This is a genomic window from Brevibacterium picturae (genome assembly GCF_030453725.1).
GTDB classification, from domain to species: domain Bacteria; phylum Actinomycetota; class Actinomycetes; order Actinomycetales; family Brevibacteriaceae; genus Brevibacterium; species Brevibacterium sandarakinum_A.
On sequence record NZ_JAKDJU010000005.1, the window covers coordinates 1 to 14184 of the forward strand.

The window sequence follows — 14184 nt, forward strand, 5'->3', positions numbered from 1 at the left end:
AAGTACTCCTGGATGTGCGCGTTCTCCCTCATGGTCACCCTCGTGTGGCTCTACATCGAAATCCTGCGCCTGCTCTCCTACTTCAGAAACTAGACGCGCACCGACCCGGAGCCATTGCCGACCGTGCAGAGTTCCGGGATCGGCGTCTATGATTGAGCCATGAACGACGTGACGGCGGACCTCGAGACCGAGGTCCGCCGTCTGCGTATGCGCATCATCGGTCTGAACTCCCGTCAGCTCGCCGAGGCGGGTCCGAATTCCCCCGAGACCACCGCAAGCGCGGACGAGTCCACAGCAGCACTGGACGAGACCACCGCTGGGGCGCTGTCCCGTCGCGACACCATCGCCGAGGCGCTCGCACAGTTCTCGTCCATCGGCTCCGGCGGTCGTCCGGTCCCGGACCTGGGCGAGCAGAGCCTGGCAGACCAGGTCGTCGTGCTCATCGAGGAGGGCATAGCGTCGTCAGCGGGCCTGCCGGAAGCACAACGGCAGGAACGTCTGGGGCTGCTGCTTGACGCGGCGGTTCGACTGCGTCGCGGCCTCGCCTAGGTTCGTCTGCACGCTGACACCGGTGAGGGAGGATAATCGAAGGCACCATCCACTGCCCTGAGAAGGAGTCACACTGACGATGACCGATCGCCGTCCGCTCCTCTTCACCCTCGCCGGCACTGTCGCGACCCTCGTGTACTTCGGTGCCGCCGAGTTCATCGCCGGTGCCTTCTCCGCCGCCTCGTCGCCTCTGCTGATTCTGGGACAGACGATCATCCCGCTCGTGCCCACCGCGATGATCAAGGCCGCCATCAGCGTCTTCGGAACAAACGACAAACTCGCACTCGTGATCACCCTCGTCATCGTCGGCGCCGTCCTCGGAGGTGTGATCGGACGAATCGGGCTGCACCGGCGAACCCTGTCATTCGTCCTCCTCATCGGTCTCGGCATCCTGCCCGTGGTTCTGCTGCTGAGCACGGGCGGAACGATCCTCGACTCGATCCCGGCACTCGGTGGAGTGGCCCTGGGGTGCGGGGCCTACATGGGGCTGATCCGCCTCGGCGAGGGCGCCCAACCACCAGCCGAACGCTCAGCCGGGCCCGACCGCGGAGCCGATATCGACGGTCGGCCGGGCACCGACCGACGGGCCTTCTTCGGCCTCGCCGCAGGCCTGACGGCCGTCGGCGTCGCAGCCATCGCGGCGGGACGATCCGCGTCGATCCTGGCGAGGAATGCGGCAGGAGCGGTGACGAAACTCGTGCTGCCGCCCCCGGCCACCTCGGCGCCGGAGATCCCAGCGGGAGCCGACCTGAGCATCGATGGCCTCGCCCCGATCATGACTCCCAACGAGGACTTCTACCGCATCGACACCGCACTCATTCCTCCTGCCGTCGACGCGTCCTCCTGGTCGCTGCGAATCCACGGCATGGTCGACGAGGAAGTGACGATCACCATGGCCGAGCTGCTCGACCTGCCTCTGGAGGAGCACCGCGTGAGCCTGACGTGCGTGTCGAATGAGGTCGGCGGGGATCTCGTCGGCAACGCCACCTGGCTGGGCTACCCGGTCCGCGAGCTGCTCAAACGCGCCGGGCCGACAGACGACGCGGACATGGTGCTCTCCACATCCGACGACGGCTTCACCGCCTCAACACCGCTCGAGGTCCTCACGGACGACCGGGCGTCCCTTCTCGCGGTCGGAATGAACGGCGCACCGCTGCCTCGCGACCACGGCTTCCCCGCCCGACTCGTCGTCCCCGGCCTCTACGGCTTCGTCTCGGCCACGAAATGGGTCACCGAGCTCGAAGTCACCCGCTTCGCCGACAAGGACGCCTATTGGACGAAGCGCGGTTGGGCCACGCACGGACCGATTCTCGTGGCCTCCCGCGTCGACGTTCCCCGTGCCGGTGTCCATGTCAGCCCGAACGATGACGGCGAGATCGTCACCGCCGGAATGGCCTGGGCCCAGCACGTCGGCATCGCCGAGGTGCGTGTCCGGATCGATACCGGCGAGTGGCACACAGCGCAGCTGAGCGAAGAACTCAACACCGACACCTGGCGCCAGTGGCGGTGTGCCTTCGACGGCCTCGAACCGGGCACGCACACGGTGACGGTCAGGGCAGTCGACGAAGACGGCAACGTCCAGATCTCCGAACGCCGCCCCGCGATCCCCGGCAGCGCCACCGGACTCCACGAACGGGACTTCACCGTCGACTGAGCAGCCGGATTGCAGGGACTGGCCGCCGCGAGCGGCCCGGACGCACGGACGCCCGAGCCAAGTCCGACGCGCGCCCGATTCACTGTGGACAAATGGTCGTTTCGGCCGACGAGATCAACCATTTGCGGACAGTGAAATCCGTTTGTCGACAGCGAAGGACCGATGGTGCCGGAGCTCTGGGCCGAGAAGCTTGAGAACTATCTGACAAAACGTTGTATCCTCGCCTCAGCATGGTGGTGAGTCCCGTGGAAGCACAGGTCGCCCCGCGCAGTCTGTGGTTCGCCACGGTTCTGACACCGCCGCATCCTGTTCAGCGTCACAACGAGGTGGTCTCAATGTTCGGCTTACCGACGGCAACTGTCGTCATCATCTTCGGCATCCCGGCGATATGGGTGATCTACACCCTCGTCTTCGTCTACCTCTCCCGCCGCTGGAAGGCCGAGGACGTCGCCGAGGACGAAGAGCTCACTGCTCGCAATTCCCGCGGCCCGAACACACCCGACGGTCCGTCCACCTCGGGCAACGCGAACGGGGGACTGGCATGAACATCGAAACCTGGTTCCTCGTCATCTACTTCGCGGCCATGGCCGGCATCGGCGTGTGGACGCTCAAGACCGGCACCAAGGGCAGCGAAGGTTTCCTCCTGGGCGGACGCAGCCTAGGACCGGCCGTGACCGCGCTGCGCCTGCAGAGTTCGTCGATGTCGGGCTACATGTTCCTCGGCGCCGGTTCTCTGGCCTACACCAAGGGTTACTTCTCCCTCTGGTATGCGATGGGCGACATCGGCGGCGGCGTGCTCAACCTGTCCATCCTCGGCCGGCGGATGCGCAAACTCTCACAGATCCTGGGCTCCCTGACCTCGATCGAATATCTCGAGCACCGGTACCCGTCGAGGTGGATCCGCGCCATTGCCGCTCCGGTCGCTGTCGTCTGCATCTTCTTCTACGTGATGACGCAGTTCATCGCCGGTGGACGAGGCCTGGAGATGGTCACGGGCATCCCCTACGCATGGGCGCTGCTCATCGCGGTCGGCGTCATCGTCTTCTACACCTTCCTCGGCGGATATCTGGCTGTGGCCTACACCGACTTCGTGCAGGCCATCGTCATGCTCATCGGCATGGTCTGGATCCTCATCGGCACCCTGCAGGCGATCGGCGGGTGGACAGCGGGAAACGAAGCCGTGGGCGAGATCAACCCGAATCTGCTCACCATGTGGGGGCCCGATGGCATCGGCTCCGTGCAGTGGGGCGTCATCATCGGCGCCGTGCTCGTGTTCTCCATCGGCTACATGGGCTGGCCCCACGTCAATGTCAGCCATATGGCGATGAAGCGGCCCTCGGTCGCGCGGACGGCAAGCATGTACGCCACGGGCTTCAACCTTCTGTTCATCCCCGCGCCCTACATCGTGGGCATCATGGCGCTCATCATCCTGCCCAACCTCGACAACCCGGAGCTGGCCGTCTTCGAAGTCGCCGCCACCGTCTTGCCCAACTTCGCCGTGGGCATCGTCATGGCCGGCATCATGGCAGCGATCATGTCGACTGCCGATGCGTTGCTGCTGCAGTCGGGCACGATCGCCAGCCAGGACTTGTTCCAACGCTTCATCAAGAAGGACATGACCGACAGCCAGTCCGTGTGGGTCTCGCGCTTCACCGTCCTCATCCTCGCCGTCATCGGCTACTGGGTGGCCGTGAACGATCCGCCCTCGGTCGCCGAGGTGGCCATCTTCGCCACGACCGTCCTGGGTGCCGCGTTCGTCCCCGTCTATGTCGCTGCTGCGTGGTGGAAGAAGGCGAACGTGCCCGGCGCGATCACGTCCATGATCCTCGGCACCGTATCGTCTGTGGGCTGGCAGCTGGCCGGTCTCGTCGACGTCACCGGCGTCGACCCGATGGGCGTGGGCATCGTCTGTTCAACGCTGGCCCTCATCGTCGTGTCCCTGGCCACGCAGAAGTCGCATCCGGTTCCGGAACATGTCGTCGCAGCGATGCGGGAGACCGACAAGATCGGCGCCATTCCGGCCCATATGCTCACTGGCCAGAACGATGCGCTGGGCGGACAGGTGCCCAAGGATGCGTGAGCATTCGGAATCCGACGCAACCGGGGATCGCCACGCCGGGCAAGCAGGTCCCGGTCGGGGCGCAGAGTCCGGCGTGGTGGCCCCGGAATCGGCGCTGAAGCTGGCACCGAACATCACCGCCGCCGAGGCGCTCGCCGTCTTCCGGCGCAAGCTCCCCGGTGCGGATGCTGAGGTTCGAGAAGCCCTCCACCCGTTCTGGTGGACAGTGCTCAGCGCCCGGACCCGCAGCCTCTTCCGTCGCTCCCAGAAGCCGACAGCGGCGGGATCGCGGTCGGCGGAGCCGATGGCGGGGCAGCGAATGAACGTCCTGGTCAATGCGTACTCAGGTAGGGGCTTCATCGCTGATTTCGATCCTCGTGGCGAGACCGTGACCGTCGACGAGTGGCTCGACGCGTTCGAGTCCTCTGACCAGGCCGGTCCACAGCCAGGTCCGGCCGATGTGCGGCGCACGGCCCGTTCACTGGTGCGCACGAAGGTCGTCAAGACGGTGAAGCTGGGTATGGGCCTGAGCATCACCGAGGCAGACGCGCCCAGTGGGGTACTCAAACCGAACTGGGTGGTCACCGGGGCCAACGACAGATTCTCGTCCACGATCCTCGTCGACGGTCTCGATTCCTCCCACTACATCGTGCGCGTGGCAAAACTCTAGGCGCCGGCTCTTCAGCCCCAGTTCTTGGCGTCGGAGATGCAGAACGGATGACCGGCCGGATCGAGAAGAACGACCCAGGTCTCACCCGGCTGGGGATCGGCCCGTTCGGCGCCGAGCTCCACGCACCTGGCAGCAGCGGCTTCCACATCGTCGGTGGCGAGTTCGAGATGGAACTGTTTGTGACCGTCATCGGGCCAGTCGGGTTGCTTGTAATCGGAAATCGTACCGATTCCCAGGGCATGGCTGGGACCGGTGAGCATAGCGTAGTTCTCGTCCGAATATGCCACCGGCCAACCCAGAACCTTCGACCAGAAGTCGCCGAGTGCGGCGGCGTCCTGGGCATCGAGCGTGACCATGGCCAGTTTCGCGACGGGTGTCGCATCGGCGGTGGAAGGGGCTTCGTTCATCTGTGTGTCAGTCATGTCTGTCATTCTTGTTCCATGGACGATGTCGTCGATAGGAAAAACCCGCCACGAGGGACTGCTCCTCCCGAGCATTTCTTCGGCCGCGTGCTCAAACCAGCGGAGTTGCTCGAACATGCACGCTATTCGGTGCCGATGGCCGTGGCCGAAGGGCTGCGTCCCTGGGTGCGACGCTACTGGTCGGTGAACTGGGATCTGCCGGAGGGTGAGCGCTTTCACACGGCGACCGTATCGGAACCGGGAATCAACCTCACCGTTGAGTTCGGCGACATCTATCGGGCGAACACGAGCGGCACCGGGACGTGGCTGACCGGCCCGGTGACCACTCGTCGATTCGACGTGGGTCTGTACGGCCGGGGCGGCGTCATCGGGGTCAATTTCCACCTCGGCGGCACACTGGCGTTCGCGCACGAACCGCCGGCGCTGATTCGAGACACAACCGTGCCGGCCAGTGGCTGGTTTTCGGGGATCGATGAGGAGTTGGGCCTCAACGAGCAGCTTGCTGTCGACGAGGTTCGGGAGACTGACGTGCGCTCGGCCGCCGAGGTGCTCGAGTCCTGGCTGCTCTCCCGGCAACCGAGGATGACCGAAGGCTATTCCCGATTCACACAGGTGCTGGACCTCCTTGATGACCCGAGCATCATCAGCCTCGGCGAACTGTCATCGCGCTGCGAAACGAGCGAACGATCCCTGCAGCGGATGTTCCGCGAATACTGCGGTGTGGGGGTCAAGAGGATCCTCACCCGTGCGCGGGTCCGCGATGCGGTAGCGGCAATCGATCAGGGATGGGATCGGTCGTTTGCCGAGCTCGCAGCGTTGCTCGGGTGGTTCGATCAATCGCACTTCACAGCCGATTTCCACCGCGTCACCGGATACACCCCGACCGAATACCTCGGCTCCCACGAGGGGAGCAGCCTGCCGTAGCCGTGAAACCGCATGGGGCGCTTGGTCAGCAACATGACACGCTCGGTCAGCGGCGCTTGACGATGCCGATTCCGGTGTAGCCGAGGATGATCGCGAAGGCGAAGCCGACGTAGCAGAACACTGCCCATGGGGCGTAGTCGAGGACGGAGACGCCCAGAACTCCGGCCATGTAGACGCCTGCCGAGGACCAGGGGACGAGCGGAACGACGACGGTGCCGGAGTCCTCCAGCGTGCGTGAGAGGTTCTTGGCATCCAGGCCACGATCGGCGTAGGCCTTCTTGAACAGTTCGCCCGGGACGATGATCGACAGATAGGAGTTGCCGGTCACGACCGCCATCGTGATGCATGAGAGCACCGTGGAGAGGACGAGATCTCCCGTGCGCTTCACGAACTTCAGCAGCGATCGGATGATGGTCTCGAGAGCACCGGACTTGGACATGATGCCGGCGAATGCGAAGGCACTGAACGCAATGAGGATGACACCGGTCATCGACGCCATCCCGCCCTGCGTGACCAGTTCCGTGACGTCGGGATCGAGACCGTCGATGGTTTCCTGACCGACCTCGAGCATGTCAGGGGTGAACCCGTCGACGGTCGAGGCGAAGATCGATTCGACACTGACTTTCTGGAAGATCGCAGCGAGGATCCCCGCTGCCAGGGACGAGCCGATGATCGTCGGCAGGGTCGGGAGCTTGAGGATCGCTCCGCCCAAGATGATGAGCATCGGCAGCAGCAGAAGCACGTTGAAGTCGAAGAGGCTGTTCAGCGTCCCCGTGACAGCATCGATCCGCTCCGAATCGGTCCCACCCGAGGACTGGTTGACGCCGACGAACAGGTAGATCGCCAGCGCCACGATCGTGGCCGGGATCGTGGTGTAGAGCATGTGCCGAATGTGCTCCCACAGGGTGGTGCCGGCCGCGATCGGTGCCAGGTTCGTCGTATCCGACAGCGGCGAGAGTTTGTCCCCGAAATAGGCGCCGGCGACGATGGCGCCGGCCGTGGCAGCCAGCGGTGCGTCGAGCCCGGTGGCGATTCCCATGAGGGCGACTCCCACGGTTCCGGCCGAGCCCCACGACGTTCCGGTGATGACCGAGACGATCGCGGAGATGACGAAGGCGATGAGGACGATGAACTGTGCGCTGATGAGCCCGAGCCCGTAGTAGATCATCATCGGAATGGTGCCGGCGATCATCCATGTGCCGATGAGGATGCCGATCGAGATGAGCACGAGCAGAGCCGGCATCGCCGTGTCGAGCTTCTCTCTGATGCCCAGCAGCATCTCCTCCCAGGTCAGCCCCATCCGCAGGGCCACCAGGCCGGCGATGATCGCCGAGAGGATCAGCAGCGGTTCGGGTGCGAGACCGAGGGCGCCGTAGCCCACCGCCAGCAGGACGAGCATCGCGGCCAGTGGGACGAGTGACCAGCCCAACGGCGGGCGCCTCTGCTCGACGTCGTCAGTGAGAGTGCTTCCGTCGTGAATGTCGCTCATTCGAAAGTGCCTCGGATCTGTGGTTCGCCGTTGCGGACGATTTCGCGTCCCTGGGCAAAGGCGAGCCGAATGGTGTGCTGGTCATCGGTGAGGAGGATGTCGGCATCGGCACCGGGGCGGAGGCGTCCCTTGTGCCCGAGGCCGAGAGCGTCTGCCGTATTGGACGTGACGAGCGAGATGGCCTGTGACAGGTCGAGACCAGGCAGATCGGCACACGCCCACACCTGTTCGTAAAGAGTCGTCTGCGTGGCCACTTCCATGCCGACGAGCCGACCTTCTGCGTCGAACTCCGGCAGGCTGCCGTTGGCATCGGAGGAGAGAGTGAGATGACTGAGATCCCCGCCGAGGTCGATGTAGCGTTGCAGCGAGTTCGTGGTCGTGGACCCGGCGGTCATGTCGACCGTGGCGCCCTTGGCTGCCAGGTCCACCGCGTCGGCCAGGAGCTCGGAGCTCCTGGTGATGTGGGTGGCGTAGATGGCCTGCGGTGCGATCGGGTACTCGTCGAGGAGCCGATGCAGCGGGACGAGGCGAGTCGAGTACGGTCCGACGTGGAAGTGGGTGATGCCGGCCTTGCCGGACAGCAGCCCGCCGACATGCGCCTGGCTGACGAGCTCGGCCAGGGACTCGACGGTGGGTTGGAATGAACGCCTGTCGGAGATCGCGACCTCTCCGACGCCGATGACCTTGTCGATGAGGACGACGTCGTCGACGACAGTGCCGGTCAGGGTGCGTGCCGGGACCTGATAACTGCCCGTGTAGATGTAGGTGGTGATGCCCTCCGCCTCGAGCCCTCTCGCCTTGGCGAGGAGATCGGCATGGCTGCGGGTCACTCCGTCGGTTCCCAGGCAGCCGATGACAGTGGTCACCCCGGAGCGCACGATATCGCTGACCAGGATCTCGGGGGTGCGATTGGCGTAGCCGCCTTCGCCTCCGCCACCGGCGATGTGGACATGGGGATCGATGAACCCCGGAGTCGCCGTCAGCCCCTCGGCATCGATGACGGCGGCGTGGGGAAGTCCGTGGATCGCCTCGGCGGGTATGTCACCGATGAAGGTGATCTGCCGCCCCTCGATGAGGATGTCCTGCTTCCCGAGCCGTTCCGGAGCGCAGATATCGGCCCCGCGCAGCAATGTCACCATGGTCTGTCTCCTCCTTGCGACGCTCCTTGCAGCAATTACCCCGGAATGATCCCCTTGCCATCGACTCGAGGGATGGCGCTCAGCAGCTTCTTCGTGTACGGATGCTGGGGATCGTTCCAGATCTGTTCGGTCGAGCCGACTTCGACGACCCCACCGGCTTCCATGACTGCCACCCGATCAGCGATCTCATGAACGATGGAGAGATCGTGACTGATGAAGATCATCGACGCACCCGATTCGATGGCCAGGTCCCTCATCATCTTGGCGATTCTGGCCTGGAGGAACGCATCGAGCGAAGCGATCGGCTCGTCTCCCACGAGCACCTTGGGCCCGGCGGCGAGCGCGCGGGCGATGGCGATGCGCTGTCGTTGGCCGCCGGAGAACGAATGGGAGAACCTCTGGGCGGCGTCGAGGGGCAGGTCGACCGCTTCGAGGAGGGAGTCCACCGTCCACGTCTGGTCGGGGTCTAGGGCGAGAGCATCGGTGAGTTGGTCTCTGATGCGCCTGCGTGGGTTCAGGGATGCGTAGGGGTTCTGGAACACCATCTGGATCCCGAGCAGGTGATTGGGGCGGCGGCCCAGACCGAGCGGCTTCACCGGGTGCGAATCGAAGGTGATGCGTCCAGCGGCAGGTTTCTCGAGGCCGCAGATGAGTTTGGCCAGCGTCGACTTTCCGCAGCCTGATTCGCCGACGAGCCCGAGCACCTCGGACCGGCCCAGCTGCAGTGATACGTCGCTGACGGCACGGAAGCGTCCGCCTCCGTCGAGCTTGTACTCGCAGGCGACGTTGTCGAGTTCGAGCAGCGGCTGCGCGGGCGTTCGGGTGTCGTCCTTCGTTGTGGTCATCGGGGTGAGACCTCCGCTCCGGGCAGTGATTCGATGAGCGATCGGGTGTATTCGTGCTGGGGTGCTGTGATCAGCGGCTCCCGATCACCGGTCTCGACCACCAGCCCGCTCTCCATCACGACGATGGTGTCGGCCACCGAGGACAGAACCCCGAAGTCGTGAGTGACCAGCAGGACGGCGAGGTTGAGATCATCGCAGAGCTCACGCAGCAGGCGCAGGATCCCTGCCTGCACAGTGACGTCGAGGGCCGTCGTCGGTTCGTCGGCGATGAGGACCTTCGGTTCGCAGATGATCGCCGAGGCGAAGGCGATGCGCTGCAGCTGCCCACCCGAGAACTGGTGAGGGTACTTCGAGACCGCTTCCTCCGGGTGGGGCACCTTCGTCTGCCCGAGGATCCTGATCGCCTGACGAAGGGCCTCCTTCTTCGAGACCTTCCTGTGGTGTCGGAGGTGGTCGGTGATCTGGTCGCCGATCGAGAGCATGGGGTGGAAGGCCGAGGACGGGTCCTGGAACACCATCGCCAGCTGCCGACCGCGCAGCCGATTGTGCTTCTTCGACGGCAGCCCGACGAGTTCGGTGCCGGCGAAGTCGATGCTGCCCGACAATGTCGACCGATCCGGTGACAGACCCATGATGGCCAATCCGGTCTGGGTCTTGCCGGAACCCGACGCTCCGGCGACACCGGTGATCTTCCCGGCTTCGAGATCGAAGGAGACATCGCGAAGAATGTGCTTCTCCGCAGACCCTGTCGTCACTGTCAGGTTGAGATCGCGAATGCTGATGACGCTCATTTCGTTGTCTCTCCCACTTCCTGCGCGGTGTGCGGATCGAGGGTGTCCCGCAGACTGTCTCCGATGAAATTGAATGCCACGACGATTGTGAGGATGCACAGGCCGGGGAAGAACGCGATCCACCATGCGGAGAACTGGGAGACGCCTTCACTGATCATGGCGCCCCAATCGGGAGTCGGAGGAACCACGCCCAGGGACAGGAACGACAGTCCGGCCATCGTCAGGATCGCGGTGCCCACGTCCAAGGTGGCCAGGACGACGATGGGCGAGACGACGTTGGGGGCGATCTCACGCAGCAGCGACTTGCCGGCGCTGAAGCCGAGCAGGCGACCGGCGATGACGTATTCGCTGCTCCGGGCCGTCATCACCAGTGACCTGGTGACGCGTGCATAGGAGGGCCACGACACGAGGAGGATGGCGATGATCGCATTCTTCAGCCCGGGGCCCAACGCCGCTGCGATCACCATGGCGAGGATGATCGTGGGGAAGGCGAAGACGAGATCGGCGATGCGCATGATGATCTCATCGACGAACCGTCCGAAGTAGCCGGCGATGGCACCGAGCACGGACCCCATCACCGCGGAGCAGAGGACGACGAAGACGGCTGCCGGGAGAGTCGTGCGCGCGGCCACGACGATGCGGGAGAAGACATCGCGTCCGAGGGTGTCGGTGCCGAGTATGTTCTGGCCATCGGGGGCAACCAGGCGGCCGAAGTTCTGGGCCAGCGGGTCGAAGGGCGCCAGCAGCGGGGCGAAGAGGGCCACGAGCAGCCAGATGAGCAGGATTGCGGCCCCGACGAAGCCGAGTGGCGTGCGCAGCGCCTTCGGGAATCTCAGTCTCCACCGTTTGATACCGGCGTCGACGGGATTGCGATCGAGAGCCTCGGCGCCGGTGGAATCGGGATTCGTCGGTGGCTGTTTGGGCGAACTGATGCTCATCGCACCCTCACTCTCGGATCCACGAAGCCGTAGATCAGGTCGACGACGAAATTGACGATGATGTACACGATTCCGATGACCAGACCGACACCCATGATGACGGGCAGGTCGAGAGTCGTCGCGCCGCGGTAGGCATACTGCCCGAGGCCGTTCCAGGCGAAGACGGTCTCCGTGAGCACCGCCCCGGACAACAGCGACCCGAAGGCCAGACCCACGACCGTGATGATCGGAACCAGAGCGCCGCGGAAGATGTACTTGAACACGACCGTCCGTGGGGCCAGCCCCTTCGCCCTGGCCGCCGTGACGTAGTCGAGTTTGATGATGTCGAGCACGCTCGAGCGGCTGAACCTCGTCAGCAGTCCGATCGTGAACAGCGCCAGGACACAGGAGGGGAGGATCAGATGTCCGAGCGCATTGGTGAAGGTGGCCATCTGACCTGCCAGGAGGGAATCGACCGTGTACAGGCCCGTCACCCTGGGAGGCGGCGTCATCCAGGGGTCGAGCCGACCGGCCCCGCCGACGACTCTGAGTTTGAAGAAGAAGACGAAGTAGCCGACCGCCGCGATCCAGAACGTCGGTGCCGAGATGCCGATCAGGCTCAGTGTCCGGATGGCGTGGTCGACGATCGTGTTCTGCTTGAGCGCACTGAGCAGTCCCAGCAGCAGGCCGATGATCACGGACAGGAGGATCGCTCCGATGCCGAGTTCGATCGATGCGGGGAAGACCTGACCGATCGACTCCAGTACCGGAACCCGCGTCTGGTTGGACACACCCAGGTCACCCTGGAGCAGATTGCCCAGATAGGTGAAGTATTGGACGATCAGCGGCTGATCCAATCCGAGTCGCTCACGTGTCTGGGCGACGATTTCAGGGTCCGCGGCGGCACGATCTCCCAGGATGGCGGCGACCGGGTCTGTCGGAACCAGGTTCGTCATCAGGAACGTCACGACGGTCACGCCCCAGATCAGGAGGATGCTGATTCCGATCCGCACCAGGATGAAGCGCAGGAGCGGGTGGATCTTCGGTGGCCTGAGGTTCTTCTGCTGATCGGTGGCCGAAACCGACATCCTCACTCAGCTTTCGCGAAGTCGAATGTGACGTCGGCATTGGAGACATACGATTCGATGCGATTGCTCACGACCACCGTGCTCACCGGCTGGACCAGGGGCACCCAGATGCCGGTCTCCGTGGTCGCCTGGAACAGCTTCGCGTAGGCGGGACTGCGGTCATCGCCTTCGGCCTTGGTGGCGGCCGCGGCCAGTTCGTCGATCTCGGTATTGTCTCCCTCGGCCCAATTGACACGCTCGGCGACGCTGCCTCCGGGAACGAAGACGTTGTAGTTCGATGGGTCCGGGTAGTCGGCGCCCCAGGTGCCGATTCCCATGGGCTGCTCTGCAGCGCGGAAGCCGTCGAGCTGTGTGGCGCTCGGTGCCGGTTTCAGTGAGAGCTTGATGCCTGCCTCTTTGAGCTGGGCCTGAATCGTCTGCGCCAACTGTGCGATGTCCATGCCGTTGACCGCCTGATCGCTGGCGTAGTGGAAGGGCACGGCCTCACCGTCGTAGCCGGCCTTGTCCAACAGCTTCTTCGTCTTGTCCAGGTCACGGTCCGGTGCTTGGTCCTTGGGCACGGCGCCGTTGAACTCATTCGGAACCGGGCTGGCCATGCGCTGGCCGTTCTCACCGGCCAGGTCGAGGATCTTGTCGTAGTCCAGTGCCGAGGCGACGGCCTTCCTGAAGTTGGGATCGGCCGTGGGACCGCCGATCTCCTCATCGGTGTTGTTGAAGATGTAGATGCTGCGCGTCGACGGCAGGGACGAGATCTGGACCGCGTTCTTGTCGAGGGTCTCCACCTGGTCCGAGCTGAGATCGAAGGACACGTCTGCCTGGCCCGATTGGATGTCGGTCACCTGAGTTTCGGCGGAGACATTGCGCAGGACGACCTTGGAGAACTTCGGCGCCGGGCCGTTGTAGTGCTCGTTGGCCGTAAGCACAACCTTGCTGTCGGCGTCGTAGGTCTCGACCTTGTACGGGCCCGATCCCTGTGAGTTCTGGTTGAGGAACTGCTCGGCGCCGTCGTTCTCATCGGTGGTGCCCTCGTTGTCCTTGACGACCTTGGAGTTCACGATGCCGATCGAGGAGTTGGGCAGAATGTAGGGGAGCGCAGGGTTGGGGTTTTTGCTGATCAGTTCGATGGTCTCATCGTCGACCTTCTTCACCGTGACGCCGTCGAGGAAGAAGGACGGGTTGCCTTCGATGCCCTGCAGGCGTTTGAAGGAGAAGACGATGTCGTCGACGGTGACGGGATCTCCATTGGAGAACTTCGCGTCCTTCTGCTTGAGCGTCAGGGTCATCTTCTTGTCGTTGTCCGACATCTCGTACGAGCACAGGCCGTCGGTGGGTTTGGTCAGGTCGCCGTCTTCGAATTCGAGGGCCGTCTGATAGATCGCATTGTCGATCGTCGAGCCGGTGAACTCGAACTGGCGGTGGGGATCGATCGTCTTGAGGTTGAAGGCGGTCTCAGCGACGATTGCGTCACCCGCCGCTCCGCCTTCCGAGTCTCCTCCGCTGCATGCGGCCAGACCGAATGTGAGAGCAAGGGCAGAACCGATCGCGAGCGCTCGGCGGGGGAGGCGGATCTTCATGTGATCGTCCTTACAGTAGGTGTTGCAGATCACACTAAGTCCCAATCAGCGTCCGTTCAATCA

At 64.1% G+C, this 14184-nt stretch carries 15 protein-coding genes and 1 pseudogene; 8 read left to right on the plus strand and 8 right to left on the minus strand.

The features are described from left to right. The 6 genes from L0G76_RS01200 to L0G76_RS01225 form a co-directional block, all read left to right on the plus strand. A partial coding sequence (locus L0G76_RS01200) for a Bax inhibitor-1/YccA family membrane protein (RefSeq protein ID WP_304355643.1) occupies nt 1-93 on the plus strand: 93 nt, incomplete at its 5' end. Nucleotides 94-159: 66 nt separating this feature from the next. Continuing rightward, a complete protein-coding gene (locus L0G76_RS01205) occupies nt 160-549 on the plus strand; it encodes a hypothetical protein (protein ID WP_304355608.1) in 390 nt (129 codons plus the stop codon). A gap of 79 nt (nt 550-628) precedes the next feature. After that, nucleotides 629-2203: a molybdopterin-dependent oxidoreductase gene (locus L0G76_RS01210; RefSeq protein ID WP_304355609.1), complete on the plus strand. Its 1575-nt coding sequence runs from the start codon at nt 629-631 to the stop codon at nt 2201-2203. A gap of 245 nt (nt 2204-2448) precedes the next feature. Then, complete coding sequence (locus tag L0G76_RS01215; RefSeq protein WP_304355610.1) at nt 2449-2748, plus strand: hypothetical protein; 300 nt, start codon at nt 2449-2451, stop codon at nt 2746-2748. Beyond that, nucleotides 2745-4283 carry a sodium/proline symporter gene (locus L0G76_RS01220; RefSeq protein ID WP_304355611.1) on the plus strand — a complete coding sequence of 513 codons (1539 nt, stop codon included), beginning with the start codon at nt 2745-2747 and terminating at the stop codon, nt 4281-4283. The genes L0G76_RS01215 and L0G76_RS01220 overlap by 4 nt, the downstream gene beginning before the upstream one ends. Continuing rightward, entirely contained in the window at nt 4276-4932 is a 657-nt protein-coding gene (locus tag L0G76_RS01225; protein ID WP_304355612.1) for a hypothetical protein, read from the plus strand. Before L0G76_RS01220 ends, L0G76_RS01225 begins: the two co-directional genes overlap by 8 nt. Nucleotides 4933-4943: 11 nt before the next feature. On the opposite strand, the gene L0G76_RS01230 is transcribed toward L0G76_RS01225, so the two are convergent. Beyond that, nucleotides 4944-5354, minus strand: a complete 411-nt coding sequence (locus L0G76_RS01230) for a VOC family protein (protein ID WP_304355613.1) — start codon at nt 5352-5354, stop codon at nt 4944-4946. An 18-nt stretch (nt 5355-5372) separates the two neighbouring features. Between L0G76_RS01230 and L0G76_RS01235 the strand changes: the two genes are divergently transcribed. Beyond that, the gene (locus L0G76_RS01235) at nt 5373-6278 is read left to right on the plus strand and encodes a helix-turn-helix transcriptional regulator (protein ID WP_304355614.1); all 906 of its coding nucleotides are present in this window, start codon (nt 5373-5375) and stop codon (nt 6276-6278) included. 46 nt (nt 6279-6324) lie between these two features. Here L0G76_RS01235 and nhaC read toward each other — a convergent pair whose 3' ends face one another. From nhaC to L0G76_RS01255, 4 genes are read right to left on the minus strand one after another with little or no spacing between them, the layout of a single operon-like run. Continuing rightward, complete coding sequence (nhaC, locus tag L0G76_RS01240; protein ID WP_304355615.1) at nt 6325-7767, minus strand: Na+/H+ antiporter NhaC; 1443 nt, start codon at nt 7765-7767, stop codon at nt 6325-6327. Next, nucleotides 7764-8906, minus strand: a complete 1143-nt coding sequence (gene iadA, locus L0G76_RS01245; RefSeq protein WP_304355616.1) for a beta-aspartyl-peptidase — start codon at nt 8904-8906, stop codon at nt 7764-7766. The genes nhaC and iadA overlap by 4 nt, the downstream gene beginning before the upstream one ends. A 35-nt stretch (nt 8907-8941) precedes the next feature. Further along, a complete protein-coding gene (locus L0G76_RS01250) occupies nt 8942-9751 on the minus strand; it encodes an ABC transporter ATP-binding protein (protein WP_304355617.1) in 810 nt (269 codons plus the stop codon). Then, complete coding sequence (locus L0G76_RS01255; protein ID WP_369689079.1) at nt 9748-10506, minus strand: ABC transporter ATP-binding protein; 759 nt, start codon at nt 10504-10506, stop codon at nt 9748-9750. Before L0G76_RS01255 ends, L0G76_RS01250 begins: the two co-directional genes overlap by 4 nt. Between L0G76_RS01255 and L0G76_RS16235 the strand changes: the two are divergent. After that, a pseudogene (locus L0G76_RS16235) lies at nt 10480-10548 on the plus strand (hypothetical protein); the annotation flags it as partial. The gene L0G76_RS01255 and the pseudogene L0G76_RS16235 sit on opposite strands and share 27 nt — an antisense overlap. On the opposite strand, the gene L0G76_RS01260 reads toward L0G76_RS16235, so the two are convergent. From L0G76_RS01260 to L0G76_RS01270, 3 genes are read right to left on the minus strand one after another with little or no spacing between them, the layout of a single operon-like run. Further along, nucleotides 10539-11480, minus strand: coding sequence for an ABC transporter permease (locus tag L0G76_RS01260; protein ID WP_301536907.1), 942 nt, complete (start codon nt 11478-11480; stop codon nt 10539-10541). The pseudogene L0G76_RS16235 and the gene L0G76_RS01260 overlap by 10 nt on opposite strands. Continuing rightward, on the minus strand, nt 11477-12547 hold the full coding sequence (locus L0G76_RS01265; protein WP_009885268.1) for an ABC transporter permease: 1071 nt from the start codon (nt 12545-12547) through the stop codon (nt 11477-11479). The genes L0G76_RS01260 and L0G76_RS01265 overlap by 4 nt, the downstream gene beginning before the upstream one ends. A 2-nt stretch (nt 12548-12549) precedes the next feature. Further along, the gene (locus L0G76_RS01270) at nt 12550-14121 is read right to left on the minus strand and encodes an ABC transporter substrate-binding protein (RefSeq protein WP_301536905.1); all 1572 of its coding nucleotides are present in this window, start codon (nt 14119-14121) and stop codon (nt 12550-12552) included. Nucleotides 14122-14184 lie beyond the last annotated feature (63 nt).

Excerpts from the sequence above, each read along its gene's own strand:
- L0G76_RS01205 (WP_304355608.1), top strand. The coding sequence starts at position 160 with ATGAACGACGTGACGGCGGACCTCGAGACCGAGGTCCGCCGTCTGCGT.
- L0G76_RS01210 (WP_304355609.1), top strand. The coding sequence starts at position 629 with ATGACCGATCGCCGTCCGCTCCTCTTCACCCTCGCCGGCACTGTCGCG.
- L0G76_RS01220 (WP_304355611.1), top strand. The coding sequence starts at position 2,745 with ATGAACATCGAAACCTGGTTCCTCGTCATCTACTTCGCGGCCATGGCC.
- L0G76_RS01225 (WP_304355612.1), top strand. The coding sequence starts at position 4,276 with ATGCGTGAGCATTCGGAATCCGACGCAACCGGGGATCGCCACGCCGGG.
- L0G76_RS01230 (WP_304355613.1), bottom strand. The coding sequence starts at position 5,354 with ATGACTGACACACAGATGAACGAAGCCCCTTCCACCGCCGATGCGACA.
- L0G76_RS01235 (WP_304355614.1), top strand. The coding sequence starts at position 5,373 with ATGGACGATGTCGTCGATAGGAAAAACCCGCCACGAGGGACTGCTCCT.
- nhaC (WP_304355615.1), bottom strand. The coding sequence starts at position 7,767 with ATGAGCGACATTCACGACGGAAGCACTCTCACTGACGACGTCGAGCAG.
- iadA (WP_304355616.1), bottom strand. The coding sequence starts at position 8,906 with ATGGTGACATTGCTGCGCGGGGCCGATATCTGCGCTCCGGAACGGCTC.
- L0G76_RS01250 (WP_304355617.1), bottom strand. The coding sequence starts at position 9,751 with ATGACCACAACGAAGGACGACACCCGAACGCCCGCGCAGCCGCTGCTC.
- L0G76_RS01260 (WP_301536907.1), bottom strand. The coding sequence starts at position 11,480 with ATGAGCATCAGTTCGCCCAAACAGCCACCGACGAATCCCGATTCCACC.
- L0G76_RS01265 (WP_009885268.1), bottom strand. The coding sequence starts at position 12,547 with ATGTCGGTTTCGGCCACCGATCAGCAGAAGAACCTCAGGCCACCGAAG.
- L0G76_RS01270 (WP_301536905.1), bottom strand. The coding sequence starts at position 14,121 with ATGAAGATCCGCCTCCCCCGCCGAGCGCTCGCGATCGGTTCTGCCCTT.